19 protein-coding genes and 1 other RNA gene are annotated in these 23,661 nt (G+C 60.7%); 12 read left to right on the top strand and 8 right to left on the bottom strand.

From position 1 onward, the window contains the following. The first annotated feature begins 1 nt into the window (after position 1). The 5 genes from smc (at position 2) to ffs (ending at position 8,787) form a co-directional block, all read left to right on the top strand. Complete coding sequence (gene smc, locus FQ192_RS22800) at positions 2-3,490, top strand: chromosome segregation protein SMC (protein ID WP_149660559.1); 3,489 nt, start codon at positions 2-4, stop codon at positions 3,488-3,490. 226 nt (positions 3,491-3,716) lie between these two features. After that, entirely contained in the window at positions 3,717-4,571 is an 855-nt protein-coding gene (zipA, locus tag FQ192_RS22795; protein ID WP_149660558.1) for a cell division protein ZipA, read from the top strand. Positions 4,572-4,791: 220 nt separating this feature from the next. Beyond that, positions 4,792-7,149 carry an NAD-dependent DNA ligase LigA gene (gene ligA, locus FQ192_RS22790; protein WP_149660557.1) on the top strand — a complete coding sequence of 786 codons (2,358 nt, stop codon included), beginning with the start codon at positions 4,792-4,794 and terminating at the stop codon, positions 7,147-7,149. Between the two features lie 186 nt (positions 7,150-7,335). Beyond that, the gene (locus FQ192_RS22785; protein WP_149660556.1) at positions 7,336-8,499 is read left to right on the top strand and encodes a putative zinc-binding metallopeptidase; all 1,164 of its coding nucleotides are present in this window, start codon (positions 7,336-7,338) and stop codon (positions 8,497-8,499) included. Positions 8,500-8,690: 191 nt separating this feature from the next. Then, an RNA gene (ffs, locus tag FQ192_RS22780) (signal recognition particle sRNA small type) lies at positions 8,691-8,787 on the top strand. A 185-nt stretch (positions 8,788-8,972) separates the two neighbouring features. Here the strand turns inward: ffs and FQ192_RS22775 are convergent. Further along, the gene (locus FQ192_RS22775; RefSeq protein WP_149660555.1) at positions 8,973-9,881 is read right to left on the bottom strand and encodes a DUF2167 domain-containing protein; all 909 of its coding nucleotides are present in this window, start codon (positions 9,879-9,881) and stop codon (positions 8,973-8,975) included. Positions 9,882-10,028: 147 nt separating this feature from the next. After that, positions 10,029-10,343, bottom strand: a complete 315-nt coding sequence (locus tag FQ192_RS22770) for a helix-turn-helix domain-containing protein (protein ID WP_007933342.1) — start codon at positions 10,341-10,343, stop codon at positions 10,029-10,031. Positions 10,344-10,760: 417 nt separating this feature from the next. Between FQ192_RS22770 and FQ192_RS22765 the strand changes: the two genes are divergently transcribed. Next, complete coding sequence (locus tag FQ192_RS22765) at positions 10,761-12,461, top strand: bifunctional diguanylate cyclase/phosphodiesterase (RefSeq protein WP_149660554.1); 1,701 nt, start codon at positions 10,761-10,763, stop codon at positions 12,459-12,461. Positions 12,462-12,464: 3 nt separating this feature from the next. Here FQ192_RS22765 and FQ192_RS22760 read toward each other — a convergent pair whose 3' ends face one another. Next, positions 12,465-13,214, bottom strand: coding sequence for an ABC transporter substrate-binding protein (locus FQ192_RS22760; protein WP_149660553.1), 750 nt, complete (start codon positions 13,212-13,214; stop codon positions 12,465-12,467). Positions 13,215-13,359: 145 nt separating this feature from the next. Between FQ192_RS22760 and dnaX the strand changes: the two genes are divergently transcribed. The 5 genes from dnaX to FQ192_RS22735 all read left to right on the top strand — a co-directional run bounded on the left by dnaX (position 13,360) and on the right by FQ192_RS22735 (position 19,175). Beyond that, positions 13,360-15,432 (top strand): DNA polymerase III subunit gamma/tau, encoded by a 2,073-nt coding sequence (gene dnaX, locus FQ192_RS22755; protein ID WP_149660552.1) that lies wholly within the window; start codon positions 13,360-13,362, stop codon positions 15,430-15,432. 66 nt (positions 15,433-15,498) lie between these two features. Then, positions 15,499-15,837: a YbaB/EbfC family nucleoid-associated protein gene (locus tag FQ192_RS22750; protein ID WP_007905413.1), complete on the top strand. Its 339-nt coding sequence runs from the start codon at positions 15,499-15,501 to the stop codon at positions 15,835-15,837. 304 nt (positions 15,838-16,141) lie between these two features. Further along, positions 16,142-17,176 carry an NADP-dependent oxidoreductase gene (locus tag FQ192_RS22745; protein ID WP_149660551.1) on the top strand — a complete coding sequence of 345 codons (1,035 nt, stop codon included), beginning with the start codon at positions 16,142-16,144 and terminating at the stop codon, positions 17,174-17,176. A 66-nt stretch (positions 17,177-17,242) separates the two neighbouring features. Beyond that, a complete protein-coding gene (recR, locus tag FQ192_RS22740; RefSeq protein WP_133836727.1) occupies positions 17,243-17,845 on the top strand; it encodes a recombination mediator RecR in 603 nt (200 codons plus the stop codon). A gap of 181 nt (positions 17,846-18,026) precedes the next feature. Further along, positions 18,027-19,175: an acyl-CoA dehydrogenase family protein gene (locus FQ192_RS22735; RefSeq protein WP_149660550.1), complete on the top strand. Its 1,149-nt coding sequence runs from the start codon at positions 18,027-18,029 to the stop codon at positions 19,173-19,175. Between the two features lie 55 nt (positions 19,176-19,230). Here FQ192_RS22735 and FQ192_RS22730 read toward each other — a convergent pair whose 3' ends face one another. Together FQ192_RS22730 and fnr are read right to left on the bottom strand one after the other, a co-directional pair. Further along, positions 19,231-19,779 carry an adenine phosphoribosyltransferase gene (locus FQ192_RS22730; protein WP_123599371.1) on the bottom strand — a complete coding sequence of 183 codons (549 nt, stop codon included), beginning with the start codon at positions 19,777-19,779 and terminating at the stop codon, positions 19,231-19,233. 79 nt (positions 19,780-19,858) lie between these two features. Further along, entirely contained in the window at positions 19,859-20,590 is a 732-nt protein-coding gene (gene fnr, locus FQ192_RS22725) for a fumarate/nitrate reduction transcriptional regulator Fnr (RefSeq protein ID WP_054615628.1), read from the bottom strand. A gap of 155 nt (positions 20,591-20,745) precedes the next feature. Here fnr and FQ192_RS22720 point away from each other — a divergent pair, with 155 nt between their 5' ends. After that, positions 20,746-21,228 (top strand): hypothetical protein, encoded by a 483-nt coding sequence (locus FQ192_RS22720; protein WP_149660549.1) that lies wholly within the window; start codon positions 20,746-20,748, stop codon positions 21,226-21,228. Here FQ192_RS22720 and hemN read toward each other — a convergent pair. From hemN to ccoS, 3 genes are all read right to left on the bottom strand, one after another. Then, the gene (hemN, locus tag FQ192_RS22715; protein WP_149660548.1) at positions 21,225-22,607 is read right to left on the bottom strand and encodes an oxygen-independent coproporphyrinogen III oxidase; all 1,383 of its coding nucleotides are present in this window, start codon (positions 22,605-22,607) and stop codon (positions 21,225-21,227) included. The genes FQ192_RS22720 and hemN overlap by 4 nt on opposite strands. 138 nt (positions 22,608-22,745) lie before the next feature. Then, positions 22,746-23,429 (bottom strand): sulfite exporter TauE/SafE family protein, encoded by a 684-nt coding sequence (locus FQ192_RS22710; protein WP_149660547.1) that lies wholly within the window; start codon positions 23,427-23,429, stop codon positions 22,746-22,748. Beyond that, on the bottom strand, positions 23,422-23,640 hold the full coding sequence (gene ccoS / locus FQ192_RS22705) for a cbb3-type cytochrome oxidase assembly protein CcoS (RefSeq protein WP_149660546.1): 219 nt from the start codon (positions 23,638-23,640) through the stop codon (positions 23,422-23,424). The genes FQ192_RS22710 and ccoS overlap by 8 nt, the downstream gene beginning before the upstream one ends. Between the last annotated feature and the right edge of the window lie 21 nt (positions 23,641-23,661).

Genomic DNA, 23,661 nt, shown 5'->3' with positions numbered 1-23,661 from the left:
CGTGCGGCTCAAGTGCATCAAACTGGCGGGGTTCAAATCCTTCGTCGACCCGACCACGGTGAACTTCCCCAGTAACATGGCGGCGGTGGTCGGGCCCAATGGTTGCGGCAAGTCGAACATCATCGATGCCGTGCGTTGGGTGATGGGCGAGAGCTCGGCCAAGAACCTGCGCGGCGAGTCGATGACCGACGTCATCTTCAACGGCTCCACCAGTCGCAAACCGGTGAGCCAGGCGAGCATCGAACTGGTCTTCGACAACTCCGACGGCACCCTGGTTGGCGAATACGCCGCCTATGCGGAAATCTCGATTCGCCGCAAAGTGACGCGCGACAGCCAGAACAGTTACTTCCTCAACGGCACCAAATGCCGTCGTCGTGACATCACCGACATCTTCCTCGGCACCGGCCTGGGCCCGCGCAGCTACTCGATCATCGAGCAGGGCATGATCTCCAAGCTGATCGAAGCCAAGCCCGAAGACCTGCGTAACTTTATTGAAGAAGCGGCGGGGATCTCCAAGTACAAGGAGCGCCGGCGCGAGACTGAAAACCGCATCCGCCGTACCCACGAAAACCTCGCCCGCCTGACCGACCTGCGCGACGAGCTTGAGCGTCAACTTGAGCGCCTGCATCGCCAGGCCGAGTCGGCGAAGAAGTATCAGGAATATAAAGGCGAAGAACGTCAGCTCAAGGCGCAACTGTCGGCCCTGCGCTGGCAGGCGTTGAACGAGCAGGTGGGTCAGCGCGAAGCGATCATCGGCACCCAGGAAATTACTTTCGAAGCCTTGGTCGCCGAACAGCGCAACGCCGATGCGGCGATTGAACGCCTGCGCGATGGTCACCATGACCTCTCCGAGCGCTTCAATCTGGTGCAGGGGCGCTTCTATTCGGTCGGCGGCGACATCGCCCGGGTCGAGCAGAGCATTCAGCACGGCCAGCAGCGTTTGCGCCAGTTGCAGGATGATCTGAAAGAAGCCGAGCGCGCGCGCCTGGAAACCGAGTCGCACCTGGGCCACGACCGCACCTTGCTGCTGACCCTCGGCGAAGAGCTGGACCAGCTCACGCCGGAACAGGAAGTCACCAGCGCCGCCGCCGAAGAAGCCGCCGCCGCGCTGGAAGAATCCGAAACCACCATGCACGGCTGGCAGGAGCAGTGGGACACCTTCAACCTCACGGCCGCCGAGCCCCGTCGTCAATCGGAAGTGCAGCAGTCGCGGATCCAGCAGCTGGAAACCAGCATGGAGCGTCTGGCCGATCGGCAGAAGCGTCTGGGCGAGGAGCGCGCGTTGCTCTCGGCGGACCCGGAAGATGCGGCGATCATGGAACTCAGCGAGCAGCTCGCTGAATCCGAAGCGACGCTTGAGGATTTGCAGACCAGTGAACAGGCTCAGGTCGAACGGCTTGAACAACTGCGTCAAGAATTGCAGCACGCGCTGACGGCGCAGCAACAGGCCCAGGGTGATTTGCAGCGGCTCAACGGACGTCTGGCGTCCCTTGAAGCCTTGCAACAAGCCGCACTCGATCCGGGCACCGGCACCGCCGAATGGCTACGTGAACAGAATCTGGCGGATCGTCCGCGCCTGGCCGAAGGCCTGAAGGTTGAAGCGGGTTGGGAGCTGGCGGTGGAAACCGTGCTGGGCGCCGACCTGCAAGCGGTGCTGGTGGATGACTTCGGCGATTTCGATCTGGCCGGGTTTGCCCAGGGCGATTTGCGTTTGCTCAGCCCCGCCAGTGATGGCGTGCGCGTGGCGGGCAGCTTGCTCGATAAAGTCGAGGCGCAGATTGATCTGTCGCCATGGCTGGGGCAGGTCAAACCGGTCGAAAGTCTCGAACAGGCCTTGGCTTTACGCGGTCAATTGGCGCCCGGCGAAAGCCTGATCAGCCGCGACGGTTACTGGGTCGGCCGGCACTTTCTACGGGTGCGTCGCGCCAGCGAAGCGGAAAGTGGTGTACTCGCCCGAGGTCAGGAAATCCAGAATCTGGGCATCGAGCGCGAAGAGCGCGAAGCCACGGTCGAAACACTGGAAACCGAACTGCAAAACCTGCGGGCGCAACAGCGTCAGCAGGAGAGCGGTCGCGAACATTTGCGCCGTTTGCTGCAAGACGAAGCCCGTCAGCAAGGCGAATTGAAAGCCCAGTTGTCCGCCGGTAAAGCCAAGGCCGAACAACTGACCCTGCGCCGTACCCGTCTCGATGAAGAACTCACCGAGCTGGGCGAGCAGCGGGCGCTGGAACACGAAAACATCGGCGAAGCGCGCCTGCAATTGCAGGAAGCCCTCGATGCCATGGCGCTGGATACCGAGCAACGGGAGTTGCTGCTGGCCCAGCGTGACAGCCTGCGCGAACGTCTTGATCGGGTGCGCCAGGAAGCCCGGCAGCATAAGGATCACGCCCATCAATTGGCGGTGCGCCTGGGTTCGCTCAAGGCGCAGCACGATTCCACGCGTCAGGCGTTGGAGCGGTTGGAGATGCAGTCCGAACGCCTGACCGAGAAGCGCGAGCAACTCAGTCTGAATCTGGAGGAGGGCGAGGCACCGCTGGAAGAACTGCGCCTGAAACTCGAAGAGTTGCTCGACAAGCGCATGACCGTCGACGAAGAACTCAAGACCGCGCAAATGGCCATGGAAGATGCCGACCGTGAATTGCGTGACGCCGAGAAGCGTCGTAATCAGGCCGAGCAGCAATCGCAATTGATCCGCGGCCAACTCGAACACCAGCGCATGGAATGGCAAGCCCTGACCGTGCGCCGCAAAACCCTGGAAGATCAGTTGCTGGAGGACGGCTACGACCTCCACGGCGTGATCGCGACCCTGGTGGCCGAGGCCAACGAGAAAGAGGCCGAGGAAGAGCTGGAGCGCATCGCCGCGCGCATTGCGCGTCTGGGCGCGATCAACTTGGCGGCCATCGACGAATACACGCAACAATCCGAGCGTAAACGTTATCTGGATGCGCAGAACGACGATTTGGTGGAGGCGCTGGACACGTTGGAAAACGTGATTCGCAAGATCGACAAGGAAACCCGCAACCGCTTCAAAGATACCTTTGATCAGATCAATGCCGGAATTCAGGCACTTTTCCCAAAAGTTTTCGGTGGAGGCAGCGCGTATTTGGAACTGACGGGCGAAGATCTACTCGATACAGGGGTAACGATCATGGCGCGGCCGCCAGGAAAGAAGAACAGCACCATCCATTTGCTCTCCGGTGGCGAAAAAGCCCTGACCGCATTGGCCCTGGTTTTTGCGATCTTCAAGTTGAACCCGGCGCCGTTCTGCATGCTTGATGAAGTGGACGCGCCACTGGATGACGCTAACGTTGGACGCTACGCACGGCTGGTCAAAGAGATGTCGCAGACGGTGCAGTTCATCTACATCACCCACAACAAGATCGCCATGGAAATGGCCGATCAACTGATGGGGGTGACGATGCACGAACCGGGTTGCTCACGCTTGGTGGCAGTGGATGTCGAGGAGGCGATGGCGATGGTGGAGGCCTAGCGGCCAGCCGCAAGTTGCAAGCTTTAAGCTGCAAGTTGACACGGCTTGCCCCTTGGAGCTTAAAGCTTGTAGCTGCGAAGGCTTTGGTCGTGCTAGTTTAATGTCAATTTTTCGTATACGTGGGCAAAACGCCTGTCAGAACATAGAGTTGGCGCCACGTTTTAAAGCGGTTTGCACAGTGTAAACCCCTTATTTTTCAGCATTTTTTATAGAGGCACGGGATTACATGGAAATCGGTCTGCGCGAGTGGCTGATCGTCATCGGCATTATTGTCATTGCCGGTATTCTTTTCGATGGCTGGCGTCGCATGCGCGGCGGCAAGGGAAAACTTAAATTCCGTCTTGACCGAAGTCTGTCCAACCTGCCGGACGAGGACACCAGCGCCGAGCTGTTGGGCCCGCCTCGGGTGCTGGATACCCATAAAGAGCCGCAACTGGACGAGCACGATCTGCCGTCGGTGAGCATGCCGGCCCGGGAGCCCCGTGAGTCGGGTTCCAAGCGCGGCAAGCGTGGCCATAACGAACCGTCCCAGGGCGACATGAACCTGAGCCTGGACCTGGACGGCGGCCCGAGCTTCAGCAGCCGTGACGACGACTTCCCGGATGACACCAAGTCCTCGCCTTCGGTCAGTGACAAGGAACAACCGCAAGCCGAAGAAGTGCTGGTGATCAGCGTGATCTGCCGCGACGCTGCCGGCTTCAAGGGCCCGGCGCTGTTGCAGAACATCCTGGAAAGCGGCCTGCGTTTCGGCGAGATGGATATTTTCCATCGCCACGAAAGCATGGCCGGCAACGGCGAAGTGCTGTTCTCCATGGCCAATGCGGTCAAGCCGGGCATTTTTGATCTGGACGACATCGACCATTTCAGCACCCCGGCGGTGAGCTTCTTCCTCGGACTGCCAGGCCCGCGCCATCCGAAGCAAGCCTTCGACGTGATGGTGGCCGCGGCACGCAAGCTGTCCCAGGAGCTGAACGGCGAACTGAAAGACGATCAGCGCAGCGTGCTGACTGCCCAGACCATCGAGCATTACCGTCAGCGCATCGTCGAGTTCGAACGTCGCGCATTGACCCAAAAACGCTAAACCGGAAGGGTGGAACACATTTTGTGGCGAGGGAGCTTGCTCCCGCTGGGCTGCGAAGCAGCCCCAAAACCATCCGACGCGTTGCAGCGGTGCAGGATTTACGGCTGCTTCGCAGCCGAGCGGGAGCAAGCTCCCTCGCCACAGTGTCCATAGCTTTAAGCTACTGTATTTAGAAGATTGAGCAGCCTCGGCTGTTCTTTTGCTTTATGAGAGAACACCCATGACCGCCGCCAAAAACCGCATTCTAGAGCTGCGCGCTGAGCTGGATCAGCACAACTATCGTTATCACGTGATGGACGAGCCGAGCATTCCGGACGCCGAATACGACCGATTGTTCCACGAGCTCAAAGCCCTCGAAGCCGCCAATCCCGAGCTGATCACCAGCGACTCGCCGACCCAGCGTGTCGGCAGCGCGGCGCTGTCGGCGTTTACCCAGGTGCGCCACGAGGTGCCGATGCTCAGCCTCGGCAATGCCTTCGAAGAAACCGACATGCGCGAGTTCGATCGCCGGGTGACCGAAGGCCTGGACCTGCCGGCCGGTGACCTGTTCGGTGGCGGCGCGGCGGTGGAATACAGCTGCGAACCCAAGCTCGATGGCCTGGCGGTCAGCCTGTTGTATCAGGACGGCGTGCTGGTGCGCGGCGCCACCCGCGGCGACGGTACTACCGGCGAAGACATCAGCGTCAACGTGCGCACTGTGCGTAACATCCCGCTCAAGCTGCACGGCACTGGCTGGCCGGCGACCCTTGAAGTGCGCGGCGAAGTGTTCATGTCCAAGGCCGGTTTCGAACGGCTTAACGCCACGCAACTGGAGGTCGGCGGCAAGACCTTCGCCAACCCGCGCAACGCCGCGGCCGGCAGCTTGCGTCAGCTGGATTCGAAGATCACCGCCAACCGCCCGCTGGAATTCTGCTGCTACGGCATCGGCCAGATTTCCGCTGACATTGCCGACACCCACATCGGCAATCTCAAGCAGCTGCAGGTTTGGGGCATGCCGATCAGCCATGAAATGAAACTGGCCCATGGCATCGATGAATGCCTGGATTACTACCGCGATATCGGCGAGCGCCGTAATGCGCTGGGCTATGAAATCGATGGCGTGGTGTTCAAGGTCAACAGCATTGCCTCGCAACGTGAGCTGGGTTTCCGCGCGCGCGAGCCGCGTTGGGCGATTGCTCACAAATTCCCGGCAATGGAAGAACTCACCGAGTTGCTCGACGTGGAGTTCCAGGTCGGCCGCACCGGTGCCGTTACGCCAGTGGCGCGCTTGAAACCGGTGAAGGTCGCGGGCGTGACCGTGGCCAATGCCACGTTGCACAACATGGATGAAGTCGCACGTCTGGGCTTGATGATCGGCGATACGGTGATCATCCGCCGCGCCGGCGATGTGATTCCGCAAGTGGTGCAAGTGGTGCTTGAGCGCCGTCCGGAGAATGCGCGGCCGGTACAGATTCCTGAAAAGTGCCCGGTGTGCGGCTCCCATGTCGAGCGCACGCAACTGGTCAAGCGCAGCAAGGGCCGCGAGACCGTCAGCGAAGGCGCGGTATATCGCTGCGTCGGTCGCCTGGCCTGCGGCGCACAACTCAAGCAAGCGATCATCCATTTCGTGTCCCGTCGCGCCATGGACATCGAAGGCCTGGGCGACAAGAGCGTCGAGCAACTGGTCGACGAAGGCCTGGTAAGTTCACCGGCCGATCTGTATGCCCTGAAGTTCGAAGACATCGTCGACCTGGAAGGCTTCGCCGAGCTGTCGAGCAAGAAACTGCTCGGCGCCATCGAAGACAGCAAGCAGCCGAGCCTGGCCCGCTTCATCTACGCCCTCGGCATCCCTGATGTCGGCGAAGAGACGGCCAAGGTGCTGGCGCGCTCTCTGGGCTCGCTGGAGCGGGTTCAGCAGGCGTTGCCGCAAGTGCTGACGTACTTGCCGGATGTCGGGCTGGAAGTGGCTTATGAGATTCACAGCTTCTTTGAAGATGCGCACAACCAGCAGGTGATCGCGCAACTGCTCAAGCACGGTCTGCAGATTCAGGATCAGGGCGAGTTGGGCGCGGAGTTCTCCGCGAGCACCACCCTCGGCGGGTTCCTCGACAAATTGCACATCCCGTCGGTCGGGCCGGGCGGGGCGCAGAAGCTGGCGGACAAGTTTGGTTCGCTGGAAGGCGTGTTCGAAGCGGATTGGCTGGACATGCGTCAGGCATTACCGGAGAAACAGGCGAATTCGGTTCGCGAGTTTTTCGCGGTCGCAGAAAATCGCCAGATTGCTCAAGCCGCCGAGAAGCAATTGCGTGATTTCGGCATGCACTGGCTGAGCGAGAAGAAAGTCGTCGAAGGCCTGCCGCTGGCCGGGCAAACCTGGGTGCTGACCGGATCGCTTGAACTGATGAGCCGCGATGTGGCCAAGGACAAGCTCGAAAGCCTGGGGGCCAAGGTGGCGGGTTCGGTATCGGCCAAGACCCATTGCGTGGTCGCGGGGCCGGGGGCGGGTTCCAAGTTGGCCAAGGCCAATGAGTTGGGGTTGAAGGTGCTGGATGAAGAGGCGTTTGTCGAGTTCTTGAAGAAGCACGGTATTCCAATCTGACACCGGACCTGTGGCGAGGGAGCTTGCTCCCGCTGGAGCGCGAAGCGGTCCCCTCGATGCTGGCGCCTGCTGCGCAGTCGAACGGGGGAAAGCTCCTTCGCCACAGGTAAGCCTCTGCCCCCAATTATGGGAGCGATCGGCTAGCTGAAATGATCTAGTCTTGGCACCCCTCAGGGAGAGTTCGCCATGTACCGTTTCTTCGAACAGCTCAGTTCCCGCATCGCCGCGCCCTTCATCGGCGAGAGCTCGCGCAACAGCAAGGTCTGGCAGTGTCGCTGCGGGCAGTCGCTGTTCTTTCGCAACAGCCAGTGCCTGGCCTGCTCGGCGGCGCTGGGCTATCAGCCGGAGCAGAGTCGCTTGTCGTCGCTGCAACCCGGCCCGCAAGCGGATACCTGGCTGCTGGACGCCGATCCCGAGGCGGGTGTGTTTCGCCGCTGCGCCAATCTGGATTCCCCGGCCGCCTGCAACTGGCTGCTGTCGGCCAACGATCACGATGCGTTGTGCATCGCGTGCAGCCTGAACCACACCATCCCCGATCTATCGATCCCCGAAAACCCTGAACGCTGGCGCAAGGTCGAGACGGCCAAGCGCCGCTTGGTCGCGCAACTGGTCAGCCTCGGTTTGCAGGTGATCCCGAAAACCGTGGACGAAGAAACCGGCCTGGCCTTCGATTTCATCGGCGTCGACCTCGACGGCAAACCGCCAACCACCGGCCACGCCAATGGCCTAATCACTCTGGACATCAAGGAAGCCGACGATGCTCACCGCGAGCAGGTGCGGGTGCAGATGCACGAACCGTATCGCACGCTGCTCGGGCACTTTCGTCACGAAGTCGGGCACTACTATTGGGATCGGTTGATCGCCAACAGTCATTGGCTGGAACCGTTTCGTGGCTTGTTCGGCGATGAATGCGCCAGCTATGCCGATGCGCTTGAGCGCCACTACCAACAAGGTGCGCCGCTGGACTGGCAGCAACATGCTGTCAGCGCTTACGCGACCATGCACCCCTGGGAAGACTGGGCTGAAACCTGGGCGCATTACCTGCACATGATGGACGCCGTGGACACCGCCCTGGGCTTTGGCATGAGCGCCCGGGAGATGGACTTCGATTACCAGCCATTTCCCTCCAGCACCCTCTACGACCCGCAGCATCCCGGTGGCGCGGCGTTCCTGTCGTTCGTCAATGCGTGGATCGAACTGGCCGGCATGCTTAATGAGTTATCGCGCAGCATGGGGCAGCCGGATTTTTATCCGTTCGTCCTGCCGCCAGCGGTGATCGCCAAACTGCACTTTATCCACCTGGTGATCCAGGAGGAGGGCGGCAAGGCGGATGAGGTGTTGGTGCAATAAGATCAAAAGATCGCAGCCTGCGGCAGCTCCTGCATGGATCCGTGTAGGTCCGCAGGCTGCGATCTTTTCGGGCGCACCGCATGTCCTTGAACCGACTCATATTTTTTAATCCATGTGAACGGTTGTAACTTCGTCTCAGATAGGTACAATGGCGCCGTTCGCCGTCAAGGTGAATGTCGTTATGGTGACTCCATCGGTCCCCCCGCAACGATTACCCGTGAACCTGGTCAGATCCGGAAGGAAGCAGCCACAGCGGGAACATTGTGTGCCGGGGTGTGGCTGGTGGGGTTGCCTCCATAACGCCAAGTCCTCCGATTCGAGGCTGGCGCGCGCAATACCCTTCGATACACCTCTTGTTCAAATCCTTTTGTTGCTGATCGTCTGCTGCGCTGTCCTGTAGCGGTTTTGTCATGCCTGTCGTTTGTGCATCCCGCGCTGCCGGCGTCACCCGGCAGCCCAGAAGGACAATAGCTTTAAGCTTTGTTGCGACTGAACAGCTTGCGCACAAAGCCAGCGATCACCACCAAACCTACGATCACAAACTTTTTCGCCGCCAGCAGGAAGATGCCGATCTTGGCAAACAACCCGGCCTTGGCCGCCAGGCCGCCACCCACCAGTGCCGCCAGGCCATAAGAGGCCAGTTTGTCGGTGCCAGGGCTGTAGTCGGTGTAGAGGTTGCCATCGGTGAAGTTGGTGAAAGCGATGACTTTCGGCAATTCCTGCTTGATCATCGGCAGGTCCGCCATGGCAGCGACCGCGTTCAATTCCAGGACGCCTTTGCGGCCCAGCACCCGAATGCTGTAGTTCAGCGTGCTGTCCTCGGCGTCGTCAGCTTTCAGTTCCCGGGCCCAGTACATTTTGTGGCTGGCTTCGTCGTAATGCGGTTGCTCGGCCCAGCCCAACAGGTGCAGCCCGGCATAGCCTTGTTTCTGGCGCTCCTTGTTGTCTTCCTCGTCTTCTTCCTGCATTTGCTTGAGCAGGTCGGCGTAGTCGATTTTGGCCGCGTCTTCGTCGGAAATATGCCCGTCGTCCTTGTAGCTGACGATCACACCCCAGCCGCTGGCGGTCAGTGGGTTAACGGCTTTTGGAATGATCATGCCCAACGTCTTGTGGCCGGGCGGGTTGCCCCAGCCTTCAGTCAGCAAGCGCTCGGTGTCTTTCGGATCGAGGTAGTAAAACTCGTCGTTGAGTTTCATCGTGGCGATGCCGGAGGGCAGGGTGATGGTGCCGTGCTGCTGCTTCAGGGTGGCGAGAAACTGTGCGGGGGTTTGTTCGACCTGTGGCGCTTCGACGGGGGCTGGCTGGGCAGCTTTGGCCGCTTGTGCGGGGTTGTGCAGTGCGCACAGCAGTGCGGCCATCAGGAATGGGCGGAGGTGTTTCATCGTAGTCCCTTACATTTTGAATTAATTTCGCGCAAGGATATCGGATGGCCATTATTGGCGCACGCTATTCGAGACGAATCCTGATGTCTGGATAAGCAAAAGGCAGGTCTGTCGTTATCGACATACCTGCCTTTTCTATTACTGGCACTAAGGCTTGGACAAGGCCTGGTCAACCGCTGCGATCAGCTTTCCCAGATCCTTCGGGGTGGCTTTATGTATGACGCTGAACAGGTACGCCCGCTGTTCGTCTTCATCGCCTAAATCTGCGAAAAACGCTTTCAGCTTCACACCCAGCACATCGGCAAGCAGGAACAATGCTTCCACGCTGGGGGTATAGGTGCCGGTTTCGAAGCGGCTGATGGTTTTGGGGTCAAAACCGGTTTTTTCGCCGAGTTCAGCCTGAGTAAGCCCCGCGACCTTGCGATAGCGTCGGATGGCTGGACCCAAACTTGAAATTTGCATCGCTCAATTCCCATTTAGAATCAAGAACTTAACGATAGATTTTTGCATTAGACAACTGCATGATCCATCACCTTGCTTTGCAAAATGTGATGTATTTCGTAGAATCGCCGCTCAAAGGGGGCATTTGGTGACCTGCTTTCAGAAGTTGAGGCGATAGGGAACAGCCTGCATTGCGTTCCAATGTCGGCTGTGCGCAGAAGCCAAGCGTGGCTCGGATGCCCTGCAAAACGTTACCTGGGTCGCTGTTTCCAGCTTGTCCGAGGTCTTTTAGCCTAGTTGATCTTCTGCTGTCCCGGGGCCATCAACTGCTGTCCATGGAGTGATTACGTGTCTCTGCGCAGTCCGTCTCAAAACATCTCTTCCGGGCATTGTGCGCTGGTCGAGCGGTACCACCGCTAGCGACAACGAGCACCCCTCATGGACGAGAAATACCGCAGGGCCGTGGATGCCGCCGCCATCTTTTCCGAGACGGATCTGAGCGGCCGTATCACGTACGTCAATGACCAGTTCTGCACCATCTCCGGCTATAGCCGCGAGGAGCTGATCGGGCAGAACCATCGGCTGCTGAATTCCGGCCTGCACTCCGCCGAGTTCTTCGCCGGCCTGTGGCGCACCATCGCCCTGGGCAGCGTCTGGAAAGGCGAGATCTGCAATCGGGCCAAGGATGGCAGCCTGTACTGGGTCGAGAGCACCATGGTGCCGGTGCTCAATGACGATACCGGGCGAGTTGACCGCTACTTGTCGATCCGCTTCGACATCAGCGAAAAACGCCAACTGCTGCATTCCCTGCAATGGCGAGTCGGGCATGACGTGCTCACGGGCCTGCCCAATCGCGCATTCCTCTCGGACCTGCTGGATCAGGCGCTGGAGTTCTCGCGCCAGGAAAACATCCCGCTGGCGGTGTGCATGCTCGACCTTGATGGCTTCAAGGCGGTCAACGATGGCTACGGTCACGCCAGCGGCGATCTGCTGTTGGTGGAAGTGGCCAAGCGATTGCGCACGATCGTGCGCGGCGAGGACGTGGTGGCGCGGCTGGCCGGTGATGAGTTCGTTCTGGTGTTGCGTTACGTGCGCGATCTACCGGAGTTACGCGCGGCGCTGAATCGGGTGCTGGGTGCGATTTCCGCGCCGTACTCGTTGCATGGCAAGGACATCAACGTGTTCGCCAGCATCGGCGTCACCCTGTTTCCTTACGACAACGAAGATGCCGAAACCCTGTTGCGCCATGCCGATCAGGCGATGTACGTGGCCAAGCAGCGCGGGCGCAACCGTTTTCATCTGTTCGATGTCTCCCGCGATCAGGAAGTCAAAGCCACGCACCAGACGGTCGAGCGGGTTCGGCAGGCCCTGGCCGCCGGCGAGTTGCGCCTGCATTTTCAGCCCAAGGTGAACATGCGTCGTGGCGAGGTCGTCGGTTTCGAGGCGCTGTTGCGCTGGGAGCATCCGCAAAACGGCCTGGTGCTGCCGCGGGATTTCCTGCCGCTGGTGGAGGAGACGGACCTGATCATCGACATTGGTGAATGGGTGATGGATCAGGTCCTGGCGCAACTGCACCGTTGGCAGCAAGCGGGGCAGGGCTGGCCGATCAGCATTAATATTGCGGCAAGGCATTTCCAGCGGGCGGATTTCGTCGAGCGGCTCAGGCAGGTGCTCGCCCGGCATGCCCAGGTCGCCCCGCAATTGCTGGATCTGGAAATCGTTGAGTCGGTGGCTGTCGAGAATATCCAGCATGTCAGCGCCTGTTTGCAGGCTTGCCAAGCGCTCGGGGTGCAGTTTTCGCTGGGGGATTTCGGCACCGGTTATTCGTCCCTGAGCTACCTCAAGCGCTTGCGTACGCAAACCATCAAGATTGATAAATCCTTTGTCCGCGACATTCTTCACGACCGTGACGACCTGGCCCTGACCACCGCAGTGATCGGCCTGGCCCGGGCATTTGGCCGACAGGTGATTGCCGAGGGCCTGGAGAGTATCGAGCATGGTCTACTGTTGTTGCAGCTCGGCTGTGAAGTGGCCCAGGGCTATTTCATTGCCCGGCCGATGCCGCCTGCCGAGGTGCCGGATTGGGTCGCGGGGTTTGTTGCTCCGACGCAGTGGCAGACGCTGGATCAGGTGGGCTGACGCTCAAGGCGTTGCGGGCTCGTTGCCGATGTAGAGCCCGATAATGTCATCGATCTCCCCGGACATTTTCATTCGCAGCAGCGTGCGCAAAATCCGCTGCACCGGCACTTTCGGGTCGTTACGCACATAGCAGCCGACATTCTGTTCCTGCAGCACCGCCACGGCTTGCAGTTGCCGACCGGGCATCAGGCGCTGGTTGAACCAGTCCAGGGTCCATTGGTTGCTGACGGCGTAGCGCGAGCGTCCGGCCAGGAGTTTATCCAGCACTTGTTCCTGATTACGCGCGTCTTCGCGTTGCAACTGGCCGGAGTCGAACAGCGGTTGCAGCGTCGGGTAAATGTAGCCCAGCACGGTGCCGATGGTTTCGTGCCGCAGATCCGCGGGGTTGATCAACGTGGGCGAGCCATTGCGACTGACCAGCAGGTCCCGTTGCAGAAACAGCGGAATGCTCCAGATATAGTCCCCGGACTGGTTCGGCAGCCACGTTTGCGCGGCATAACAGCGCACATCGACCTCGCCGTGCTCCATGGCGTTCTGCACCCGAGCCCGCGGCAACACATGAAACTCCGCCGGCACACCGACCTGGGTCGAGAGGCTGAGCATGACGTCATAAAGGATGCCCTGGGTCGGGCGGCCGCGCTCCAGTTGTACCATCGACATCGCCCAACTGTCGGCCATCACGTAGCGCACAGGCGCGTCAGCGGCCGTGACGTTCAGGCTGATTACCAACAATGCCCCCAAGGCCAACCGCATAAACGCTCCGGTACTGATCAATCCTGAACCGATAAATAGCCCCCCAAAATGCAGCTTAGCCAGATTAGACGAGCGCACCGGATGCAATTTCGGGCCTGCTCCGCTAGCATTAGCCGCTTCTGCTTCCCAGTGGCGATGGTTTTCGATGAGTTATCAGGTTCTTGCACGTAAATGGCGTCCGCGCTCGTTCCGCGAAATGGTCGGCCAGACCCATGTGCTCAAGGCTCTGATCAATGCCTTGGACAGCCAGCGACTGCACCACGCCTACCTGTTTACCGGGACGCGCGGTGTCGGCAAGACCACCATCGCACGAATCATTGCCAAATGCCTGAACTGTGAAACAGGTATCACTTCAACGCCCTGTGGCGAGTGCTCGGTGTGCCGCGAGATCGATGAAGGGCGCTTTGTCGACCTGATCGAGATCGACGCCGCGAGCCGGACCAAGGTCGAGGACACTCGCGAGCTGCTCGACAACGTGCAGTACGCCCCGAGCCGTGGGCGCTTCAAGGTCTACCTGATCGACGAAGTGCACATGCTCTCCAGCCATTCCTTCAATGCGCTGTTGAAAACCCTCGAAGAGCCGCCGCCCTACGTCAAGTTCATCCTGGCGACCACCGATCCGCAGAAACTTCCGGCAACGATACTTTCGCGGTGCCTGCAATTTTCGCTGAAGAACATGACCCCGGAACGGGTGGTCGAGCATTTGACCCACGTGCTGGGCGTCGAGCAGGTGCCGTTCGAAGACGACGCGCTGTGGCTGCTGGGCCGCGCCGCCGACGGATCGATGCGTGACGCCATGAGCCTGACCGACCAGGCCATCGCCTTCGGTGAAGGCAAGGTCATGGCCGCTGACGTGCGGGCGATGCTGGGCACGCTGGATCACGGTCAGGTATTCGATGTCCTGCATTCGTTGATCGAAGGCGACGCCAAGGCGTTGCTCGAAGCCGTTCGTCACCTGGCCGAACAAGGCCCGGACTGGAACGGCGTGCTCTCGGAAATTCTCAACGTGCTGCACCGTGTCGCCATCGCCCAGGCCTTGCCCGAAGGCGTCGACAACGGCCACGGCGACCGTGATCGGGTGCTGGCGCTGGCCCAGGCGTTGCCGGCCGAAGACGTACAGTTTTACTACCAGATGGGCCTGATCGGCCGTCGCGACTTGCCGCTGGCGCCCGACCCGCGCGGTGGCTTCGAAATGGTCCTGCTGCGCATGTTGGCGTTCAGGCCGGCGGATACGGCGGACGCCCCGAGGCAACCGCTAAAGCCAGTGGGGATCAGCCAGGCCACAGTTGATTCCGCCAATTCAGTGGCTGCCGCGCCTAAAGCTGCGCCGGTAGTCCCTGCGGCAGTTGCCCTGGTTGTGCCTGCGCCGGTCGCAGCGGTCGTTGCACCGGTCCCGGCGCCTGAACCGGTTGCGCCAGTTATCGTGCCCGATCCTGTGGTTGAGGCGGTCGCCCCCGTAGTCGATCTGCCATGGAACGACCCGGTCGAACCCGAAGTGGTCCAGCAACCCGACATCGAGCCGGTACTGGAAACCGCCAGCGAGCAACCCGAATTGCCGCCGATGCCCATGCCCACGCCGGACAGCGTGGTGCCGGACGCACCGGAATGGGCCGCTGCGCCGATCCCGGAACCGTCCGTGGCTGAGGTCGATGCCGCTACTCCGGGCGCCGATCAGGATGACGAGCCGCCGCTGGACGAGGATTACATTGAGCCGGACATCGATTCGGCTTACAGCTATCTCGATGAACTGGCCAGCGAGCACACCGCCGAGCCGGCGCCGGAACCCGAGCCAGAGCCCGCCGCAGCACCGGCCACCGGTCTGGCGCTGCAATGGCTGGAGCTGTTCCCGAAACTGCCGATCTCCGGCATGACCGGCAGCATCGCCGCCAACTGCACGCTGATCGCCGTTGATGGCGACAACTGGCTGTTGCACCTGGACCCGGCCCACAGCGCCTTGTTCAATGCGACCCAGCAACGTCGTCTCAACGATGCGCTGAACCAGTTCCACGGGCGTACGCTGAGCCTGAGCATGGAACTGATCAAGCCCGAGCAGGAAACCCCGGCCCAGGCCGCGTCCCGCCGGCGGGTGAACCGTCAGCGCGAGGCCGAGGAGTCGATTCACGGCGATCCGTTCATCCAGCAAATGATGCAGCAGTTCGGTGCGGTGATCCGTAACGATACTATTGAACCTGTCGAAGCCCTGGTCAGTCAGGGCTAATAACTGAAGGCGTTTGGCCGCATGGGCCGGGCGCTGTTTTTATCCAAGTACTTTGAGGTGATTACCATGATGAAAGGTGGCATGGCCGGCCTGATGAAGCAGGCACAGCAGATGCAGGAAAAAATGGCCAAGATGCAGGAAGAACTGGCCAACGCCGAAGTCACCGGTAAGGCCGGCGGCGATATGGTCACCGTGGTGATGACCGGTCGTCACGACGTCAAGCGCGTGACCATCGACCCAAGCCTGGTGGAAGGCCTGAGCGAAGACGACAAAGAGATGCTGGAGGCCGTGTTCGCCGCCGCCGTCAACGATGCCGTGCGCAAGATCGAAGCCAACAGCCAGGACAAAATGTCCGGCGTGACCGCTGGCATGCAACTGCCACCGGGTATGAAACTGCCATTCTGATTCGCCAACGCGCCTCGGATGAGCTAAAAAATGCCAGGCATTGCGCCTGGCATTTTTGTTTCCGGCGCACACAGATCGTTCCCACGCTTTTGTGGCGAGGGGGCTTGCCCCCGTTGGACTGCGAAGCAGTCGCTTAACTGACAACTAGGATTTACCTGATACAACGCGTTGGCAGTTTTTGGGAGCGCTTCGCACTCCAACGGGGGCAAGCCCCCTCGCCACAGAGGCAAAACATCGAACGCACCCTGTTCACAACGGTCTGCACCCTATACCGCAAAATTCATCGATCAAAGGAGACGCTCACATGCCACAAGCATTGACCCTCAACCAACGTATCGTCCTGGTGTCCCGCCCGGTAGGCGCGCCGACCCCGGAGAATTTTCGCCTGGAGCGCGTCGCGCTGCCGGACCTGGCCGACGGTCAGGTGTTGCTCAAGACCCTTTACCTATCCCTCGATCCCTACATGCGCGGACGCATGAGTGACGCGCCGTCCTACGCCGCGCCGGTAGAAATCGACGAAGTGATGACCGGTGGCGCTGTCAGCCGTGTCGAACGTTCGCTCAATCCCAAATTCCAGGAAGGTGACCTGGTAGTCGGCTCTACCGGCTGGCAGAGCCACAGCATCAGTGATGGGCGCAACATCATTCCGATCCCGTCCGGGCTGCCGAGCCCGTCGATGGCACTGGGTGTGCTGGGCATGCCGGGCATGACGGCCTATATGGGCCTGATGGACATCGGCCAGCCCAAGGCCGGCGAAACCCTGGTGGTCGCCGCCGCGTCCGGCGCGGTGGGTTCAGTGGTTGGCCAGGTGGCGAAGATCAAAGGCCTGCGCGTGGTCGGTGTGGCCGGCGGTGCGGATAAGTGCCGCTACGTGGTCGAGGAACTGGGCTTCGACGCCTGCATCGACCACAAGAGCCCGGACTTTGCCCAGGAGCTGGCGCTGGCATGTCCCAAAGGCGTCGATATCTATTACGAGAACGTTGGCGGCAAAGTCTTCGATGCGATCGTGCCGCTGCTCAACGCCAAGGCGCGGATTCCGCTGTGTGGTCTGATCGCCGGTTACAACGCCCATGAAGCGCCGAGCGGGCCGGATCGCCTGCCGCAATTGCAGCGCACCTTGCTGACCAAGCGCGTGCGTATCCAGGGCTTTATCGTCTTTGATGACTACGGTGATCGCCAGCCGGAATTCGTCAGTGCCATGGCGCCGTGGGTGCGCGACGGCAAGGTCAAGTTCCGCGAGGACATCGTCGATGGCCTGGAGCAAGCGCCCGAGGCGTTCATCGGTCTGCTGGAGGGACGCAACTTCGGCAAACTGGTCGTGCGGGTCGCCCAGGACTGAGTATTTGACGCTGGCCAGAGGCGCGGGTATAAACCGCGTCTCGTTGTTTTGTCGGACTTTTCCCCAATGAGCTTCAGCCCTCTGATTCGCCAACTGATCGATGCCCTGCGAACGTTGCCGGGCGTGGGCCAGAAAACCGCCCAGCGCATGGCGTTGCAACTGCTCGAGCGTGATCGCAGCGGCGGCTCTCGCCTGGCGCTGGCCCTGAGCCAGGCCATGGAAGGGGTCGGTCACTGCCGCTTGTGCCGCACGCTGACCGAAGACGACCTGTGCCCACAATGCGCCGACAACCGCCGCGACGACACCTTGCTGTGCGTGGTGGAAGGGCCGATGGATGTCTACGCCGTGGAGCAGACCGGTTTCCGTGGTCGTTACTTCGTGCTCAAGGGCCATTTGTCGCCACTCGACGGTCTCGGGCCGGAAGCCATCGGCATTCCGCAATTGCTGGCGCGGATTGAAGAGGCGGGCACCTTTACCGAAGTCATCCTGGCTACCAACCCGACGGTAGAAGGCGAAGCCACGGCGCATTACATTGCCCAGTTGCTCAGCAACAAGGGCTTGATCGCCTCGCGCATCGCCCATGGGGTGCCGTTGGGTGGCGAGCTGGAATTGGTGGATGGCGGGACGTTGGCGCATTCGTTTGCTGGGCGCAAGCCGATCGCGTTGTAGTGCCTGGGCGGGCCTCATCGCGGGCAAGCCTCGCTCCTACAGGTAGCGCGGCGTCTTTGCTTTTGTAGGAGCAAGGCTTGCCCGCGAAGGACGCACCTCGGTCCCTCTGATTCACACAATCCTGTTGAAAACCAAGCAAGCGCTCGGTTAACTTCGCTGAACCCTTCAGCGGAGCTCGCCGATGCCTGCCTTTCAGGAATACTTCGACCCCAGCCACCAATTGGTCCGCGACAGCGTCAGGCGTTTCGTCGAGCGCGAGATCCTGCCGGACATCGATCAGTGGGAGGAAGCCGAAAGCTTTCCCCGGGAGCTGTACCTCAAGGCCGGTGCCGCGGGGATTCTCGGCATCGGATACCCCGAATCCCTGGGTGGCAGCCATGAAGGTGATCTGTTCGCCAAGGTCGCCGCCAGCGAAGAGCTGATGCGTTGCGGCTCCGGCGGTTTGGTCGCCGGCCTCGGTTCGCTGGACATCGGTCTGCCGCCGATCCTCAAGTGGGCCCGCCCCGAGGTTCGTGATCGAGTGGTGCCGCAAGTGTTGTCCGGCAAGAAAATCAGCGCCTTGGCCATCACCGAACCCAGTGGCGGCTCCGATGTGGCCAACCTGCAAACCCGTGCCGTGCGAGACGGCGACTGCTACCGGGTCAGCGGCAGCAAGACCTTTATCACGAGCGGTGTGCGTGCCGATTTCTACACGGTGGCGGTGCGCACCGGCGCGCCGGGTTTCGGCGGGATCAGCCTGTTGTTGATCGAGAAGGGCACGCCCGGGTTCACCGTCGGTCGGCAGTTGAAGAAAATGGGTTGGTGGGCGTCGGACACGGCCGAATTGTTCTTCGACAATTGCCAGGTGCCTGTAGGAAACCTGATCGGTGCCGAAAACATGGGCTTCGCCTGCATCATGGGTAATTTCCAGAGCGAACGCCTGGCCCTGGCGCTGATGGCCAACATGACCGCGCAACTGGCGCTGGAGGAGAGCTTGAAATGGGCGCGTCAGCGTGAGGCCTTTGGTAAGCCGATCGGCAAGTTCCAGGTGCTCAAGCACCGCCTCGCCGAAATGGCCACGGCCCTGGAAGTGTCACGGGAATTCACCTACCGCCAGGCAGCGAAAATGGCGGCGGGGCAGAGCGTGATCAAGGAAATTTCCATGGCCAAGAATTTCGCCACCGACATGGCGGATCGCATCACCACGGATGCCGTGCAGATTCTGGGAGGGCTGGGGTATATGCGGGACAGTCTGGTGGAACGGCTGTATCGCGACAATCGGATTCTGTCGATTGGCGGTGGGACGCGGGAAGTGATGAACGAGATCATCAGTAAGCAGATGGGGCTTTAACGTCAACGTCCGATCGTTCCCACGCGGAGCGTGGGAACGATCGAGCGGTGGCCGCTTACTGTTCGCTCAACGCAAACTGCGTCAGGCAAAACGTAGGAATACCCATGTCTTCCAGGCGCTGCGACCCACCCAACTCTGGCAAATCAATAATCGCCGCCGCTTCATGCACCCGCGCACCCATGCGCCGAATCAGGTTCGCCGCCGCGATCAAGGTGCCGCCGGTCGCAATCAGGTCATCGAACATCACCACCGAATCACCCTCGCACAGGCTGTCGGCGTGCACTTCTAGTAAGGCTTCGCCGTATTCGGTCGCATAACCCTCGGCCAGCACGTCCGCCGGCAATTTGCCTTGCTTGCGGAACAGCACCAGCGGCTTGTTCAACTGATACGCCAGCACCGAGCCGATCAGGAAGCCACGCGCATCCATCGCGCCGATATGGGTGAAGTCGGCCTCGACGTAACGGTGGGCGAAAGTGTCCATCACCAGGCGCAGGGCCGTGGGCGATTGGAACAGCGGGGTGATGTCGCGAAAGATCACGCCCGGCTTGGGAAAGTCGATCACGGGGCGGATCAGGGATTTGATGTCGAAGGAGTCGAAGACCATCGTCGAGTTGTCCTGGCAGGCTGCAAACGACGCAGTATAACGGCGGCTGAACCGTTTCGCTCAGCCGCAATTGCACTAGTCAGTCGAGCGAGCCGCCGGCCAGGGCGCAGAGCTGGATCGGGTCGAGGATATGGATTTCCTTGCCCTCGGCGGCGATCAGTTCGTTTTGCTGGAAGCGGGTGAATACCCGGGACACGGTTTCCACCGCCAGGCCCAGGTAGTTGCCGATTTCGTTGCGCGACATGCTCAGGCGGAACTGGTTGGCCGAGAAGCCGCGAGCGCGGAAGCGCGCGGAGAGGTTGACCAGGAACGTGGCGATGCGCTCGTCGGCGGTTTTCTTCGACAGCAGCAACATCATTTGCTGGTCGTCGCGAATCTCCCGGCTCATTACCCGCATCAACTGACGACGCAGTTGCGGCAGTTGAATGGACAGTTCGTCGAGGCGTTCGAAAGGGATTTCGCAGACTGAGGTGGTTTCCAGTGCCTGGGCCGACACCGGGTGTTTTTCCGTGTCCATGCCCGACAGGCCGACCAGTTCGCTCGGCAAGTGGAAACCGGTGAGCTGTTCTTCGCCGCCATCGCTGAGGCTGAAGGTCTTCAGGGCGCCGGAGCGAACTGCATAAACGGAATCGAACGTGTCGCCCTGGCGGAACAGGAACTCGCCTTTCTTCAGCGGGCGACCACGTTTAACGATTTCGTCCAGCGCATCCATGTCTTCCAGATTCAAAGAAAGTGGCAAGCAGAGGGGAGCCAGGCTGCAATCCTTGCAATGGGCCTGGCTGTGAGCGCGCAGTTTAACTGGCTCAGACATTTCTTTAATCCTTGTGGGAAAACACACATAAGCCGTAAGGGTAACTCACGGGAGGACATTCAGGCCAGCGCACGGCGAATTTGCCGCAGGCGCGTAAAGCCTGCGGACGGACGGCCGATAACCTGTCTACTGATCGCTTTCGAGGAACTGTATTCATGTCCGCCATTGGCACGTTGAATCCCGGTAACGGCGGTGTCTCGTCGTTGCTCGATACCTCGAAAATCCCGTCGGTCAATGAATCGGACGTCACCGTGACGCCCGTCGAAACCCCCGCCAAAGTCGAAGGCATCAAAGTCTCGCTGTCCGGTGCCGGAATTGAAAAAGCCGCCGGGGCCCAGGGTGATGACAGCGACATCGAAGAAAGCGGCTTGCCGGAAAACATTCAGCAGATCCTGAAGATGATTCGCAAATTGCAGCAGCAGATCGCCGAAAAACTGGCCGAAATGCAGGCGGTCATGAGGGATAAACGTCTGAGTCCGGAAGAAATCAAAGCCAAGCTCGGTGCCTTGCAAGCGTTTATCAACAACCTCAACGGTGGCCTGATCACCGCCAACACCGCGCTCGGAAAAGCCATGAAGCAGGCGGGCCTGACGCCGGAGCAAATCCTCAAGGCGGCGTCGCTGCTCATGAAGTCCTAAATCACTCGGGAAAAACGCTGCCGATTCTGCTGCTCCAGATACGCATCGAAGACCATGCACACCGAGCGCACCAGCAGTCGCCCGGCGGGCAGTACGCTGATTCGTTCGCTGTCCAGCTCGATCAAGCCGTCCCTGGCCATCTCTTCCAACTGCGGCCAAAGTTCGCTGAAGTAACCACGAAAGTCGATGTTGAAAGTCTTCTCGATAGCGGCGAATTCCAGGCTGAAACTGCAGATCAATTGCTGAATCACCGCTCGTCGCACACGGTCGTCGGCGTTGCACAGCAGGCCGCGATTGGTAGCCAATTGCGCCGAGGCCAGGGTGTTTTGGTACAGATTCAGGTCGCTGGTGTTCTGGCAGTACAGGTCGCCGATCTGGCTGATGGCCGAGACGCCGAGGCCGATCAAGTCGCAATGTCCGTGGGTGGTGTAGCCCTGGAAGTTGCGTTGCAGGGTTGATTCTTCCTGGGCAATCGCCAGTTCATCGTCGGGCAGGGCGAAGTGGTCCATGCCGATGTAGCGATAGCCGGCCTTGGTCAGCTGTTCGATGGTGCCCTGGAGCATTTCCAGTTTTTGTGCCGGCGTCGGCAGTTCGTTGCTGTTGATCCGCCGTTGCGGCAAGAAGCGTTCCGGCAGGTGGGCGTAGTTGAACACCGAGAGCCGGTCCGGTTGCAGGGCGATGACTTCATCGACCGTGCGGGCGAAATTTTCGGGAGTCTGGCGCGGCAGGCCGTAGATCAGGTCAATGTTGATCGAGCGAAACTGCAAGGTCCGCGCGGCATCGATCACGGCGCGGGTTTCTTCCAGGCTTTGCAGGCGATTGACCGCGCGTTGCACCGCCGGATCGAGGTCCTGCAAGCCGATGCTCACGCGGTTGAAGCCCAGCTCCCGCAGCAGGCCCATAGTTGACCAGTCGGCTTCCCGGGGATCGATCTCGATGCCGTAGTCGCCGGAGTCATCGTCCAGCAAATTGAAGGACTTGCGCAGCTGCGCCATCAACTGGCGCAGTTCGTCGTGGCTGAGAAAGGTCGGGGTGCCGCCGCCGAAATGCAGTTGCTCGACTTTCTGGGCCGGGTCCAGGTGACAGGCGATCAGCTGGATCTCCTGCTCCAGACGCTGCAAATAGGGCAGTGCGCGGCCGCGGTCCTTGGTGATGACTTTGTTGCAGGCGCAGTAGTAGCAAATGTTCGCGCAGAATGGCACATGCACATACAACGACAGCGGGCGCAGCGCTTTGCGGCTGTCGCGCAGGGCATGGAACAGGTCGAACGTGCCAACCTGGCTGTTGAATTGGACGGCGGTCGGGTACGAGGTGTAGCGCGGCCCCGACAGGTCGTAACGGCGAATCAGATCGGTGTCCCAACGAATGGCGTCGAGCATGCGGGCGTTCCCCCGGATAGGCTTGCAGTGTCAGCGAGTCTATGGGGGGCGGCGTTGGGGCATCTTGATTTGCGTCAACGGCGATGGGTGGCCATGGTCGGCTTTTGTGGCGAGGGGGCAAGCCCCCTCGCCACAGGGTCAGTGGCCCATCAACCAATGCTGATGCGGCCCCGGTAATGTCCAGATCCCGAACAACATCACCAGCACCCCGCCACTCATCCGCACACTGCGTTTGCGCAGCAACGCCGTCACGCGCTCGGCTGCCAGGCCTGTAGCCAATAAAACCGGCCATGTCCCCAGCCCGAACGCCAACATCAACAAAGCACTATCCAGCGCATTGCCCTGACTCGCCGCCCACAACAACGTGCTGTAAACCAGCCCGCACGGCAGCCAGCCCCAGAGCGCGCCCAGCAGCAGGGCGCGGGGCAGGCTCGACACCGGCAGCAATTTGTTGGCAACCGGCTGGATATGCCGCCACAGGCCGCGACCGAGGCTTTCGATGCGGGTCAGGCCGCTCCACCAGCCAGCCAGGTACAGGCCCATGGCAATCAGCAGCAGGCCGGCGATGATGCGCATGAACATCGCCGCCGGGCTGTTGGCCACTGCCCAGCCGGCGAGCCCGATCAACAGGCCCGCCGTGGCGTAGCTGAGAATTCGGCCCAGGTTGTAGGCCAGCAACAATCTGAAGCGGCGGCTGCGTTGTTCCTTGGGAATCGCCAGGGTCAGCGCGCCCATCAAGCCGCCGCACATGCCCAGGCAATGACCGCCGCCGAGCAGGCCGAGGATCACCGCAGACACCAGCAGGGGTGCCAACTCAAGCATGGGGTGGCGCCTTGTCGTGGGGTTTGGCCGGATGACCGCTGGCCTCATCGACCGCAGCGGTGTGGTTCGGGTCCTGGTCGTCGAACAGAATGCTGTGGGCCGGGCCGTCGAGGTCATCGTACTGACCGCTGTCCACCGCCCAGAAGAAGATATAGACGGCGATGGCCACGATCAGCAGCGCGGCCGGGATCATCACGTAAAGAGCTGGCATGGGTCACTCCATGCCCGCGCG

The sequence above is a fragment of the Pseudomonas sp. ANT_J12 genome, from assembly GCF_008370045.1.
In the GTDB taxonomy this organism is placed as follows: Bacteria; Pseudomonadota; Gammaproteobacteria; order Pseudomonadales; family Pseudomonadaceae; genus Aquipseudomonas.
The sequence above is the reverse complement of the archived record's forward strand: the minus strand, read 5'-3'. Positions and strand labels throughout refer to the sequence as shown.